Origin of the sequence: Pseudoalteromonas ardens, from assembly GCF_030125445.1 — a bacterium.
Lineage (GTDB): Bacteria > Pseudomonadota > Gammaproteobacteria > Enterobacterales > Alteromonadaceae > Pseudoalteromonas > Pseudoalteromonas ardens.
Genome location: NZ_JASJUV010000015.1, coordinates 11,919 through 27,722 on the forward strand (window position 1 = coordinate 11,919; position 15,804 = coordinate 27,722).

Sequence of the window (15,804 nt, forward strand, 5' to 3'; positions counted from 1 at the left end):
TTATAAGTCGGTGCGCCATGACTCCCATGACGCACCGATAAATCAATTTAAAGTACGAGTAGCTCCCCCTCATACTCATCATCATCGTCTTGTTCCATCCACAGCAGGTGCTCAATGCGCTTGGCCATGCTCTGAATGTCTGAACTTTGGTACAACTCACGCAGTTGCAATGCTGCACCAAATTCGCTGCGCAATTTATTCAGCAACAACATCAAGGATAAAGAGTTGCCTCCCAGTGAGAAGAAGCTCTCAACCACGCTGATGTGCTCCTCCGAGGTTTGCAAAACCTCAGACCAAATCTGCACCAGGCGCACTTCTGTCTCACTGACCGGCTGCACCGCCACTGAGGAGAGTTCAGTTAGCGATGGTACCGGCAGCGCTTTCTTATCCAGCTTACCGTTTGCCGACAATGGCCAGTCAGTCATCACCTGATACTGACTGGGCAACATATACTCAGGCAATTGACCCGCCAGGCTGCGCTTGATTGCTGCCAGCTTGCGCTCATTATCCTGAAGCTGCGACTCACTCGAGGCAAATTTGATCTCATGCATGAGATCAAATTTGACATAAGCCACCAACTGCAGCTGCCCGGCCAACTCTTTCGCCTGCACTACAGCAGAATCGACTTCAGGCAATTGCAACAACTGACTCTCAATATCACCCACTTCAATTCTGAAGCCTCGGATCTTGATTTGCTCGTCAACACGTCCGCAATATTCGAGATAATCTTCGCCGATATACCGAACCAAGTCACCTGTCTTATACATCAGGTTATATTGCGAATTTTCGTCTTCAAATGGATTGACAACGAAGCTCTTTTGAGTTAGCTCTTCGCGATTAAGGTACCCTTTAGAAACACTTGGGCCGGCAATATACAGCTCACCCATAGCGCCTTTTGGAACAAGCCCTAACTCTTTGTTTAGTATATATACTTTGGTATTTGGAAGCGGTCGACCTATGGGCATAGTGGCACCGATTTGGTCACGCTGAGCCGTGACATTCAGTGCAATTGCCCCGACGGTTGCTTCTGTCGGACCATAATGGTTGTAGATAACACTGTTTGGAAATTTCGCCTGCAGCTGATCATAAAGTTCCAGCGGGAAGGCTTCTCCCCCAATCACGAAGGTGTGAGTCAGCTGACAAACCGCTTCGCCCATAAAGGCTATCAGGGCTTTACCGTGATGCGGTGTCATGCGCAGCAAGTAAGGCTGCTCCTGCAATTCATGTTTCATGCTTTCAAAGCGCGCTTCGCCAGCCAGAATATTGACCGATGTACCGCTGATCAACGGCAGGAATAAGCTAGGTACGCTGATATCGAAGGCATAAGACGTAACCAGTAATGACGACTGCGGCTGCGCATAATATCTGTACTGTACCGACTGTAAATAGTCACACACATTGGAGTGACGCAGCTGAACGCCTTTTGGTTTACCCGTGGTGCCAGACGTGTAGATAACATAGGCCAGATCACCGGCACTGACAGTCTGTTGTGGGTTATCCCGCTTACCCTGGTCGCTCAGCTGAGCCTCAAGTGCCGCGACCTCAAGACGTGCACAGCTTTGCGGCAAGGTTGCGATACGCTCAGGGTCGGTAAACACCACGTCTAACTGCGCATCGTCTATGATCTGTTGATTACGATGTAGCGTGTTGTGATGATCAAAGGGCACATAGGCTGCACCGGCTTTGAGCACTGCCAGCATAGTGACCAGAATATACTCCGAACGCTCTACACAAATTCCGACACGCTGCCCCGGTGCAATCCCATACTGGTCAATCAGATGATGCGCGAACTGGTTACTCAGCGTATTCAGTGCCTCATAACTCAAGGTGCGCTGCGGTCCTGTCAGGGCAATCGCCTGCGGCTGCTGCTGTGCCTGTTGCTCAAACAAAGTATGGATGCACAGCTGTGTGTCATAGTCTTGCTCTGTTTGATTCAGTGATACCAGCAACTCTTGCTGCTCTGCCTGTGACAGCATGTTAAGGGTGCCCGGCACCCTGGTCAGCACCTCTTGCGGCTCAGACGCCGTTAGTACGCTCAGTAGCTCACCCAAGTGGCGGTTAAGGGTCTCGATACGCGCCGCACTGAACAGAGCTGTGTCATAAGTCCAGCAGATATCGACGCCCGACTCGCTCAGCGCCATATGCACATCGAGATCAAACTTGGCCACCACGGAGTCCTCAGCCAGTGGGCTCAACTGCGCATCCCCCAGAGACAACACCGACTCATCCATCCCCGTATTCAGACCATAATCTGTCTGAGTGCGCAACATGACCTGGAACAGCGGCGTATGTGCCGTGCTGCGTGGCACATTGAGCTGTTCAACCAGTTGCTCAAACGGCACATCCTGATTTGACTGAGCATCGAGGTGCACGTTCTTAACATGTGCCAGATACTCTGCCAACGTCGCCTGATCAGTATTGACATTCAGCACTAAGGTATTAACAAAGAAGCCTATTAATGGCTCCAGCTCTGCCTGAGTACGGTTGGCAACCGGGGTACCTATCACAATATTCTGTGCATTACTGTGTCTGGATAACAGCAATGACAGCGCCCCATGCAGCAGCATAAACGGCGTCAGTCCTTCGGCTTTGGCCAGTGTGGCCAGCCCCTGTGCAACCTCTTTACTGAGCGAGCCTGTTACCTGCGCACCCTGATGTTGTTTCACTTCAGGACGAGGGTGATCCAAAGGCAAGCTGTGCACCGGTGGTACATCGGCCAGCTGTTGCTGCCAATATCCCAGTTGCTGCTCCAGCACTGCCTCACTCAAGTATGCCCGCTGCCATTGTGCATAATCGGCGTACTGAATGGTCAGCGGTGCCAGCGGGTTGCCCTGACCCTGACTATAGGCCTGATACAAGGCAACAAACTCTTTTACCAGCACCTGCATAGACCAGCCATCAGAAGCAATATGGTGCATGTTAAACAACAGCACCCCACTGCTCTGTGAAGTATGCAGATACCCCGCACGCACCATCACATCTTTCGTCAAATCAAACGGTTGACTTAGTAGCTGTGCCATCGCCCCGGCAATCGCCTGTTGTTGCTGTGCCGGGTTGTACATACGGACATCTTCATAACTGAGACTAAATTGCGCCTCATCCAGGATCAACTGTTCAGCACCGTGCTCACCATCACGATACACCGTTCTGAGCACTTCATGTCGGGCAATGATGGTTTGCAGTGCCGCTTCAACCACGGCCAATTCCAGCTCCCCTTCAACTTCAAAAGCTGCCGGCATATTGTATTGTGCCGAATCACTGTGTAACTGATCGATAAACCATAAGCGTTGCTGGGCGAACGACTGTGGCAATGCACTATACTGGCCCAGTTGCTCATCCTGCATGGTGATTCTGGGCAGGGCTTTAACGCCTTCACGCACCGCTTGTCCGCGGCGAGTCATAATTTCTGTCGCCTGCTCTGCAATCGTTGCAGCATTGAACAGGGTTTTCACTGGCAGCTCGACACCCAGCTGCTCGCGCAGTCCCGCAGCCAGCCTGACAGATAACAGCGAGTGGCCCCCTAAGTGGAAGAAGTTCGCTGTGGTACTGATGGTTTCCGGTGCCATGTCCAGCAACTCAGCCCAGATCTGGCAAATGGCGTGTTCAGTCTCACAGGCTGGTGCCACATATTCACCCTGCAATGCCATGGTATCTGCCTCTGGCAGCGCCTTTTTATTAATTTTACCGTTGGCTGTCAAAGGCCACTCAGCGACCACCACACCCAACTTGGGCACCATATAGTCAGGCACCTGACTGGCCAGTTCGGCCAATGCACCTTGAGTAAATTCATTGTCAGATAGCTCGCTAACGGCCTGAGCTGGCTGCAAATAAGCAACCAGATAGGTGCCGATGGCGCCTGTCTTAGCAACCACCAGGGCAGATTCAACACCCGCTTGCTGACTCAGCTGCTGGGCAATTTCACCCAGCTCAACACGGAAGCCGCGGATCTTGATCTGGTCATCGGTACGGCCAATAAAGGCCAGGTTACCATCGGCCTGATAACGCACCAGGTCGCCGGTTCGGTATAAACGCTCAGAGCTGCCGGGCACACTGGCATCATAAAAAGGATTGTCAATGAAACGCTCAGCCGTCAGCTGTGGCTGATTCAGATAACCGCGTGCCAGGCCGTCACCACCAACATACAACTCACCGGCACAGCCAAATGGCACCAGACTTTGATGTTCATCCAAAATCAGGGTTTGCACATTATACAAAGGACGCCCGATATGAATGCTGTTATCCGTAATTTCACCCACCGTAGCGCAAACGGAGGTCTCCGATGGGCCATAGGCATTAAAGAAGCGATAATGGCGTCTCCAGCGCTCGACCACCTGTTCTTCACAAGCTTCACCCGCCACAATCAGACACTGCAGAGCTAAGTCTGTTTGTAACGCCATGGTGCTCAACAAGGCCGGTGGCAAGGTTGCGTGCGTAATGGCTTGTTGTTTCAGTACCTCACTTAACTTACCCCCTTCGGTGCGAGCCTGCTCATCACAGATCACCAGGGTGGCGCCATTAAGTAGAGCCATGACCCAATCCCAGGTCGCGGCATCAAAGCTGATTGATGCAAATTGTAATACCCGACTGGCAGGCGTGATATCGAACAGCACCTGCTGATTGGCAGCAAGGTTCACCGCACCTTTGTGGCTCAGCCCCACGCCTTTTGGACGCCCCGTTGAACCTGAAGTATAAATCACATAGGCCAGCGAGTGATTCGATTTAAGGATTCCCAGCGGCTGTTCGTCTGACGCTGCGGCCTCTGACAGGTTGCTGACATTGAGGTTAGCGATGTCTCTGTCCTGACACAGTGCGTCAGTCACTTCAACACCCCGACCATAACTTAAGATCTGAGCGACTTTGGCGTCATCGACCATGTACTCCAGGCGCTCCATCGGATAATCCGGATCCAGCGGTAAGTAAGCACCGCCCGCTTTAAGGATAGCCAGCATCGCAATGATCATGTCTGCCGAGCGCTCCATACACAGGCCGACTATCGTATCAGGTACGATTTGGTGCTGCGCAACCAAATAGCTGGCAAGCTGCTCTGCACGATCGTTCAGCGCCTGATAGCTCAGCACAGACTCACCAAATTGCAGCGCCGGTGCGTCAGGCTGTGCCGCAACATGACGCTCAAAAATGCTGTTAATGCAGGCCTCATCATCATAACTACGCTGTGTCTGGTTGCGGCCAAAGATCAGCTCCTGGCTCTGTTGCTCACTCAGCATCGGCAAACGTGCCACCGATTGCTCAGTCATATCAGCCTGTGCCAGATTAGTCAGTGTATTCGCCAGGTGACTCATTAAGCTGTCAATGTATTGCGCACTGAATAAGTGATTATCGAAGTTGATTTTCAGTTTGCCGCCGTGCTCGTTGACTGACATAAAAATGTCCAGATCAAACTTCACTGTGACCTGTGGATCTTCTATCGGCTTAAGTTGCGCATCACCCAGTCGCGTAGACTGAGCTTTGGGTGCATCCAGACCATAATCGTTGTCCGTCAGCAACATAATCTGAAACAGCGGGCTTTGGCTGGTGTTGGTTTCTATGTCCAGGTGCTCAACCAGCTGCTCAAATGGAATATCCTGATTTTCCTGCGCAGCAATATGAGTCTGTTTAACGTGTTCAAAGAAAGCCGCGAGGGTTTTGTCACTGGTGTTCAATCTCAGTACCAGTGAGTTAACAAAAAACCCTATCAGCGACGTCAAATCAGCATGCTGACGGTTGGCCACCGGGGTACCAATCACAATATCATGGCTGTTGCTGTGACGTGAAAGCACAATCGCCAGCGCGCCGTGTAACAACATAAACGGAGTGATCTCAAGGGTGCTGGCCAGCTCGGTCAGACGGCGACTGACTGACTGAGACAAGGCCATCTCCAGTGACTCTCCAGTGTGGTTTTTCATCTCCCCACGGCGTCCCTGTAGCGGTAAACCATGCACAGTTGGTACACCATCTAATTGCTTTTTCCAGTAGTCCAGCTGACTTACCCCTGCATCTCCTGCCAACCAATTGCGTTGCCAGTGGGCATAATCAGCATACTGAATGGGCAGGGGTGCCAGTTGGGCCTGCTGACCAGACAGATGCGCCGTATACAGGGCCGTAAACTCTTTGACCAGTAATTGCATTGACCAGCCGTCTGATACGATATGCGGCATATTCAACGCCAGCACACCGCTTTGATCCGACAAGATCAGATAGCGCGCCGATAACATTTGCGCCTCTTGCAGCACAAAGGCGTGTTGACTAAAGGTGATGAGGTTTTGCTCTAAAGCTTCAGCCTGCGCCGACACCTCTAGGGTACTGAGATCGAAACGCTCAACCTGACAACCGTAAGGAGCCTGTGCCTGTTGATAGATCTCTCCCTGCACCTCTGAATATGAACTGCGCAGTACTTCGTGACGCGCAACTATGGTGTTCAGTGCTGCCTCAACAGCGTTCAGGTCCAGCTCACCGCTCACTTCAAACGCAGCTGGCATGTTGTATTGCGCCGAGCCACCCTGTAAGCGGTCGATGAACCACAGTCGTTGCTGCGCAAAGGATGCGGCCATGCGACCATCTTCCGGACGAGCCTGCACTTCTATACGCTGTGCGGTGCTCCCTCCCTGCGCCTGTTTATGCTCGACCTGTTGCGCCTGGCTGGCGATGCTCGCATGTTCGAACAACTCGCTGATACTGAATTCAACCCCGAAGGCCTGTTTGATTGCCGCCACTAAACGCACCGACAACAAAGAATGTCCACCCAGCTTAAAGAAGCTGCTGTCTACGCTTATCTGCTCCGGCGTTAACTTTAATAATGAAGACCACAGCTCAACCAGCTGCTGCTCCGTTGCTGTGCGTGGCGCAACGTGCTGGGCCGCGGCTTTTTCCTGCGGGTCCGGCAGTGCTTTTTTGTCAAGTTTACCGTTCGCTGTCAGCGGCCAGTGTTGCAGCCCGACAAAGTGGGCCGGTACCATATAGGCCGGTAACTGCTCACCCAGCAGACGCTCGCAGTCACTCAAAAGAGCGCCCAGCTGCGCCGAGTTTTCCGCCTTAATATAGGCGACCAGCTCCGGGCCGGTGGCCAGGGTTTTACACAACACCTCAGCCGATTCAACGCCCGTGATTTGCTGCAACTGGCTGCTGATATCACCCAGCTCCACCCGGAAACCCCGGATCTTAACCTGCTCGTCTATGCGCCCTAAAAACATCAGCTCGCCACTGTTTTGATAGCGCACCTGATCGCCGGTGCGATACAAACGTGCCGGGCTGGTCGCATCACTGGGGTCATAAAACGGGTTCTCAATAAAGCGCTCGGCGCTCAGCGTCGGGTTATTCACATAACCTGTGGCCAGACACGGCCCGCCGACAAACAACTCACCCCGGGCCCCCTGTGGCAGGGCGTTAAGCTGCGCATCCAGTACATAGGCATAGGTGTTGTCCATGGCCCGGCCAATGGGTAGCTCCGCCGGTAAGTCGGCCTGATTGGCGCTGATGTCATACATCACACAGCCTACCGTGGCCTCAGACGGACCATAGTGGTTGAATACCTGACTGTCCGGGAACTGGGTTTGTAAGGCCAGTGCCACATCGCGCTCAAAGCGCTCACCGCCAATCACAAACACGTGCTGCACGCCTGCAAGCGGTGCTTCCTGCAAGGCCAGTACCCCTTCCACATGATGCGGCGTCATCCGCACCAGTCGTGGCTCATCCGCTTTATTCAGGGCTTTACTCAGAGCCGGTAACAGCTCCTGATTATCCAGCAGTTGTACACTGCCACCACTTAAGAGCGGTAAGTACAAACTCGGAACACCAATATCAAAACCGTGTGATGTCACCAGCAGTGAGCCGTTGAGGTGGTCGGCATAGTAGCCTTTGAGGGCAAAGTTCAAATAATCCATCAGGGCCCGGTGGCTGATCTCGACGCCTTTGGGGGTGCCGGTGGAACCTGAGGTGTAAATCACATACGCGGGGCTGTCATGGGCAACCGTTTCCGCGCAAAATTCGGCATCATAGCCACTGAGCCAGTTTGCATCAGTAACATCCTGCTCCAGTAACAGCAGATCAACCCCGGCATCGGGAACTCGGGCGGCCAGTGCGTCACTGACAATCACCCACTCCAGAGCGGCATCAGTGATGATTTGCTGGTTACGGGCTTTGGTGTTGCTGGGTTCAAACGGAATATAAGCTGCCCCGGCTTTGAGTACGCCCAGTAAGCTCACCATCAGGCAAGCACTGCGTGGCATACACACGCCCACCAGATCGCCGGGCTCAACGCCCTGTTCCTGCAAACAGTCAGCCAGTTTAGCCGCCTGCGCATTAAGCTGCGCATAACTAAGCTGTTCAGTGTCACTGTGCACGGCAATCGCATCCGGTGTCAACGCTGCCTGCTGCTCAAAGCGCTCAATCAAGCCTGTGGCATCATCCAGACGACACTCACCCGCCTGAGTATACAAAGTCTGAGGCTGATTAAACATCACATCGGTAACACAGGCTGTCGTGATGGTTTGTTGCTGATATGCCTGGGTCAGATTGCGGCAGATCTGCTGAAACAAACTGCTCAGCGTGGCAACGGTTTGAGTATCGAATAATTCGTTGTCATACGACCAGTCAATGACCATGTTCTGTTCAGATACACGGGCATGAATATCCAGGTCGCCACGCACCACGACGGTCTCTTTACTCAGCTCAAAGCCTGCAAATCCGGCATTGCTCAGCATAGCTGCATCCTGGCTTGAGAGTTCGCCCAGCTCAGAGCCCAGTGTAAACTGGATCTGGAATAACGGGCTGTAGTTAGCAGCTCGGTTGATATCCAGCGCTTCAACCAGATTATCAAACGGCAGCAACTGATTGTTCTGCGCCTCTATATGCGTGCGTGCAACCTGCTTCAGATAATCAGACAGCGACTGTGCTCTGTCGGTATCCAAACGCAGTACCAGTCGATTCAGGAAGCACCCAATCATAGGGTGTAACTGTTCGCTGTCACGATTGGAGACCGTGGTGCCCATTACCACATCCTGATACTGACCATACTGAGAGAGCGCCAGTGCCAGCGCGCTGTGTAGCAGCATAAAGGGCGTTAACTTGTATTCCCTGGCAATGCGGTGCAACACGGGCACCAGCTCAGCAGGCAGCGCTTCACTGTATAACTTACCAAAGTTGGCTTTATCTGCCTGACGCGCATGATCCAGCGGCAAACTGTGTAACTGCGCCATACCCGCCAGTTTGTTGCGCCAGTAATCGGTTTGCTGTGCGCATTGCTCACCGTTCAGCCAGTCCTGTTGCCAGCTGGCGTAATCCAGGTACTGCAGAGGCAACTCCGCCTGAGGCTGCATACCCCCTTGCAACTGCATATACGCGGTCATCAAATCTTGTTTCAGAATATCCAAAGACCAGGCATCACAAGCAATATGGTGAATATTGATAATGAGCAAGGCATCTGCGTGCAGTGCGTCAGGGGTGCGGAAGTGATCAACACGGATCATCAGGTCGCTGTCCAGTGCAAAGGGGGCCGCGATGCAGGCCTGGATGTCCGCTTTAAACGTCTGTTCATCGCAGGTAGCACTGTCATGATAGCGAATGCTGATCGACTCGTCGCTCAGTTGCTGCTCAGCAGCACCATCGGCTGCCAACACATAGCGACTGCGCAAGATTTCATGCTTTTTCAACACATGATTCAGCGCGCTCTCCAGGTGTGTCATGGACACCGCATCGGTCAGGGTGAATGCCAGCGGCATATGATAATCACTGGAGCCACCGCGCAGCTGGTCGATAAACCAGAAACGTTTTTGCGCAGAAGACAAGGGATAGCTTTTCCCGGCTTCACGCACCACAGGCTGAATCGGGTTCACAGCCGCCAGCGGCGCTTGCTGCTGTGACAGATACTCCATCAGCGCTGGCTTATTGTCACGGATCAGGCTGGCCAGCTCCGGGGTTAATGCGCCCTTTTTGGCCTCCACCGCAAGACGGTCGCCATTGACAGAAAGTAGGATTTGGTTGTGAGTTAATTGATCGATAATTGCTTGTGTGTTCATTAGAATTCTACCCTTTCAATTTGGTCTGCGCTGGCATCGTTAATTTGTTGTTTTAATGCTTGTTGATTGCGTTGGCGCTCGATTTGGGCAGCCAGTGTGGCTACCGTGTCGTTTTCAAAAATGGTTTGTACCGTCAGAGATACTTCAAATTGTGTCTGGATCTGAGAGACGGCTTTTAAGATCAGCAGTGAATGTCCGCCGAGATTAAAGAAGCTGGTTGTGACCCCAATGTCCTGCGCTTCGCGGGACAGTAACTGTGCCCAGATTGCAACCAGTTGGTGCTCCAGCTCAGTCGTTGGGGCACAGTATTCACTTTGTTGCATATTGAGCTTGGGCTCAGGCAAAGCAGCCACATCTAGCTTGCCGTTCACTGTCAGCGGCAGTTCATCGACAATGTTCAGGCTGCCAGGCTGCATATACTGTGGCAGTTGCTCTGCCAGCTGATTGCGGATCGCCTGCAAGGTGTCTTGTGGATCGGCTTCGGAATCGCTCGCATGCAACTTAAGGTAAGCGGCCAGGTGCTGCTCTGTATCAACCTTAAAGACAGTTACAGCGGCATCCTGAACCTGAGGTTGCTGCGCTAAAATCCCGCTCAACTCACCCAGTTCCACACGAAATCCTCGTAGCTTCACCTGGTCGTCGTTACGGCCAATAAAGATCAGCTCCCCCTGGTCGGTGTAACGCACCAGGTCGCCGGTGCGATATAAGCGCGGTGCCTCTATCGCCAAACACTGATCAGCATAAGGGTTACTGATAAACCGCTCGGCACTGAGCTGAGGTTGATTCAGGTAACCTCGCGCTACACCTGGTCCACCAATGTACAACTCGCCTTCACTGCCCTTAGGAACTAATCCACCGTCTTCATTGAGTACCAGTAAGGTGTTATTGACGTTCGCCTTGCCTATGGTGACAAACTCAGTGCTCGACGCCGCATGCAAACGCGATGTGGTCGCCGTTATCGTTGCTTCTGTCGGTCCGTAACTGTTGAACAAAGTCACTGTGGGTGCTGCGCTAAAGAAGCGTTCCATATGCGTTTGCCCCATCGCTTCACCACCGATGATCACCGCACGCAGTGTTGCAATGGCAAATGCCCCCTCCATATCGGTCATTTGCTTCCAGAACGCGGTTGGCAGGCTCATTACCGTGACTTGATGCGCACTACAAAATGCGTTGAACGCCGCAGCGCTGCCAAGGCACTCTTCATTACGCAGTACCAGAGAGGCCCCCTGACACAAGGCCCCAAACAACTCTTCAACAAAAATATCGAAGCTCATGGTTGAGAACTGCAACATCACATCTTCAGCGGTCAGCTCATATTGCGTGCGACAGTGACATTGATAATTGACCAGCGAGCTATGCTCTACTGCAACCCCTTTGGGCTTTCCGGTAGAGCCTGAGGTATATATGACATAGGCCAGATTGTTACCGGACACTTCTACCTGAGCAGGGTTGTCCTGCGGATATCCACAGAGGTCAAGCGACGCAATATCTATGGCTCTGCCGCCAAGCTCTGTCATCAGTCCAGCAGCCACACTCAGACCAGTGTCGTAGCCAAGAATGTGTTGCAGCTTCGCATCTGATGCCATATGACTCAGGCGACTGTTCGGATAGCTTGGGTCGAGCGGTACATAGGCAGCCCCGGCTTTCAGTATCGCCAGAATGTTCACCACCATCTCTACCGAGCGGCTACTACACACACCCACTAAAGTTTCTGGCGTCAGCTGACACTCGTTCAGCAGATAGTGCGCCAGTTGATTTGCGCGCTGGTTCAGCGCACCATAGCTAATATGTTGCTCTTCAAAGACCAGTGCAGTGGCGTCCGGCGTGGCCAGGGCTTGCTGTTCAAATAACGTGTGGATGCACTGTGTCGCATCAAAGCTTTCTACCTGCTGATTAAAGGTCACCAGCAACTCGTGTTGTTCTGCTCCTGACAGCATGGTGAGTGCGCCTGGTGCCTGTGCCAGTAATATCTCAGTCGTCTGTTGCGCAAGGGTTGTCAGCAATGTGCAAAGATGACGACTCAGGGTCTCAATCCGCTCCTGGCTGAACAGCGCCTTGTCATAGGTCCAGCAGATATCCACTCCGGTATCACTCAGCGCCATATCTATATCGAGATCAAACTTGGCAATCACGGCGTCATCATCCAGGGGGCTCAACTGTGCGTCGCCTAGCGACCAATTGTTGTCTATCGACTGATCTGTGACCCCATAATCCGTGGTGGTTGTCAGCATCACCTGAAACAGCGGTGTATAAGCACTGCTGCGTGGCACATTAAGCTGCTCTACCAGCTGCTCAAATGGCACATCCTGGTTTGACTGGGCATCCAGATGAACTGCTTTAACGTGCGCCAGATAATCCGCCAAAGTGGCCTGCGCGGTGTTTACATTCAGCACCAGCGTGTTGACAAAAAAGCCAATCAGAGGGGCAAGCTCTGCTTGCATGCGGTTGGCTACCGGCGTGCCAATCACAATGTCCTGGGCATTACTGTGCCTGGATAGCAGCAATGACAGCGCACCATGGAGTAACATAAATGGTGTCAGCCCCTGCGCTTTTGCCAGCGCCGCCAGGCCCTGAGCGACCTCAGTACTGAGTGTAGTTTTAACCTGGCCACCCTGATGCTGCTTGACGTCTGGACGAGGGTGGTCCAGAGGCAGGCTGTGTACTGCCGGCAACTGTGCCAGTTGCTTTTGCCAGTAACCCAGCTGCTCGTCTAGCACGCCATCTTCTAAATAGGTTCGTTGCCACTGCGCGTAATCTGCATACTGAATAGTCAAAGGTGCCAGCGGATTCTCCTGTCCCTGACTGTAGGCAAGGTAAAGTGCAGCAAATTCTTTGATCAGTACCTGCATTGACCAGCCATCTGAGGCAATATGATGCATGTTGAACAACAGCACTCCGCTGCTTTGTGAGGTCTGAATATAGCCTGCACGCATCATCACCTCACAGCTGAGGTCAAACGGCTGACTCAGCTGCTGCGTCATCGCCCCGGCAATCGCCTGTTGCTGCGCCGTCTCACTCAGCATGCGGACATCCTCATAACTGAGCTCAAACGAAGCTTGCTGGCGGATCACCTGAGCATCATCGCGATACACGGTTCTGAGTACTTCATGACGGTCAACAATGGTCTGCAGCACAGCCTCAACCACAGTCAGGTTCAGTTCGCCCTGAACATGAAAGGCCGCCGGCATATTGTATTGCGCCGAGCCCTGGTTGAGCTGATCGATAAACCATAAGCGCTGCTGAGCAAAAGACAGTGGCTGCAGACTGTGCTGACCCAGTTGCGGGTCTGCCAGCATAACTCTGGGCTGGGCAGTGATCTCTGCACGTATCGCCTGTCCCTGGTGGGCTTCAACGGCTTTGGCCTGCTCAGCTAAGGTGGTAACGTTAAACAGCGTTTTCACTGGTAGCTCAACCGACAGCTCGGCGCGCAATGCAGCGGCCAGCTTGACAACCAGCAGTGAATGTCCGCCCAGCTCGAAAAAGTCTGTCTGTGTACTTATCTGGCCAGCTTCTACATTGAGTAGCTGTGCCCAAATCTCACATACCGCCTGCTCTGTGTCTGTTTGCGGCGCTACGTAACGGCCCTGCAGTGCGGTGGCATCCACCTCCGGCAGCGCCTTTTTGTTGATCTTGCCACTGGCTGTCAGCGGCCACTCAGGGACCACCTGACCCAGCCTCGGCACCATGTATTCCGGTAAACACGCTGCCAAGCTCGTCAGTGCAGCTGTGATGAAGTCGGTGTGCTCAGCCTCGTCCAGTGTCTGAGTCGGATGAATATAAGCCACCAGATACAGGCCGTTGGCGCCGCTTTTCGCCAGCACCACTGCGCTGTCGATGGCCGCCTGACGACTCAGCTGCTCGCTTATCTCACCCAGCTCTACCCGGAAGCCCCGGATCTTCACCTGATCGTCTGCGCGTCCCACAAAAGCTAAGTTGCCATCCGCCTGATAGCGCACTAAGTCGCCGGTGCGGTACAGGCGCTTTGAGCTGCCTGCCACCTTGGCATCATAAAATGGATTGTCGATGAAGCGCTCGGCACTCAGCTGGGGCTGATTCAGATAGCCCCGCGCCAGCCCGTCACCGCCCAGGTATAGCTCCCCGGTGGTGCCATACGGCAGCAGCGCCAGCTTGTCATTGAGGATGAACGCCTGACTGTTGTTAATCACCCGTCCGATACTCGGTGCTTCGTCCAGAGGCTGAGTAAAGCGCGCACAGGTTGAATAAGTGGTGTCTTCTGACGGACCGTAGAGGTTATACACCCGCTCACAGTGCTCACCGGCGAGTAACTGATTCACCACGTCGCGACCCAGCGGCTCGCCTGCCAGGTTCACCACCCGTACACCGGCCGGAATGCCTCCCTGCTCCAGCAGGGCTTTAATCGCGGAGGGCACCGTATTAATTAATGTGACCTCCACCGGCGTCGTCAGCAGACTCAGGGCACTGTCGACCAGCACACAGCTGCCACCACGGGTCAGAGGTAAAAACAGTTCAAAGGCCGACAGGTCAAAGTTGATTGAAGTGCTGCATAGCATCCGCGCATAATCTTCACCGCTGTATTCTGTGTCGGCCCAGCTCAGCAGTGCATTGACATTGCGGTGACTGATGGCCACCCCCTTAGGCTGACCAGTCGACCCTGAGGTGTAGATGGCATAGGCCAGCTTATCCCCGCCAAGGGCCGTCAGCGCCGGATTGTGCTGCGCATAAGCGCTCAGTGTCAGCGTCGCAATATCCACGGCACTGCCGCCCTGCTCCGCCATCAGCGCCTGTGCAACCGGCAGACCCGCGTCATACGCCAGAATGTGTGTCAGCCCGGCATCTTTGGCGATATAGCCTAACCGGCTGGCCGGATAGCTCGGGTCCAGCGGCACATACGCCCCTCCGGCTTTTAATATCGCCAGGATACTCACCACCATCTCAACCGAGCGGCTGCTGCACACGCCCAGCGGCGTTTCCGGTGTCACCCGATGTTCGCTCAGCAGATAATGCGCCAGCTGATTGGCGCGCTGGTTCAGCACCTCATAGCTGATGTGCTGCTCGTTAAAAATCAGTGCCGTTGCCTGCGGTGTACGCTGCACCTGTTGTTCAAATAAACCATGAATACTCTGCGTGGTGTCATACCTGAGTGCGTTGTCGTTCAGTGTTAACAGCAGCGTGTGTTGCTCGGCTGCCGACAACATCGCAAGGGTATCCGGAGCGTGCGCCAGCAAAGTGGCCGGTGCCTGCTGTGCCAGGGTTGTCAGTAAGGTACCCAGATGACGGCTCAGCGTCTCAATCCGGGCTGCGCTGAACAAAGCCTTATCGTAGGTCCAGCACATCTCTACCCCGGCATCGCTCAGTGTCAGGTCGATGTCCAGGTCAAACTTGGCAATCACCGCATCCTCAGCCAGCGGGCTCAGCTGCGCCTCGCCTAAAGACCAGCCCTGATTACTGACCTGCTCCGTGACTGCATAGTCGGTACGGGTTGTCAGCATCACCTGGAACAGTGGCGTATAGGCACTGCTGCGGGGCACATTCAGCTGTTCAACCAGCTGCTCGAACGGCACATCCTGATGTGACTGAGCACCTAAATGGACGGCTTTTACATGGGCCAGGTAGTCTGCCAGGCTCGGCTGGTCAGTATTGACGTTCAGCACCAGGGTGTTAACAAAGAAGCCAATCAGTGGTGCCAGCTCGGCCTGCATGCGGTTGGCCACCGGTGTCCCGATGACGATGTCCCGGGCATTACTGTGTCTGGATAGCAACAGCGACAAGGCCCCGTGCAGTAACATGAAAGGCGTCAGCCCCTGTGCACTGG

Annotated in this window: 2 protein-coding genes; both read right to left on the bottom strand. The window is 53.7% G+C overall.

The features are described from left to right. Nucleotides 1–47: 47 nt before the first annotated feature. Nucleotides 48–10,010, bottom strand: a complete 9,963-nt coding sequence (locus QNM19_RS24385) for a non-ribosomal peptide synthetase (protein ID WP_284027310.1) — start codon at nt 10,008–10,010, stop codon at nt 48–50. Then, the gene (locus tag QNM19_RS24390) at nt 10,010–15,790 is read right to left on the bottom strand and encodes a non-ribosomal peptide synthetase (protein ID WP_284027311.1); all 5,781 of its coding nucleotides are present in this window, start codon (nt 15,788–15,790) and stop codon (nt 10,010–10,012) included. Before QNM19_RS24390 ends, QNM19_RS24385 begins: the two co-directional genes overlap by 1 nt. Nucleotides 15,791–15,804: the final 14 nt, after the last annotated feature.

Excerpts from the sequence above, each read along its gene's own strand:
- QNM19_RS24385 (WP_284027310.1), bottom strand. The coding sequence starts at position 10,010 with ATGAACACACAAGCAATTATCGATCAATTAACTCACAACCAAATCCTA.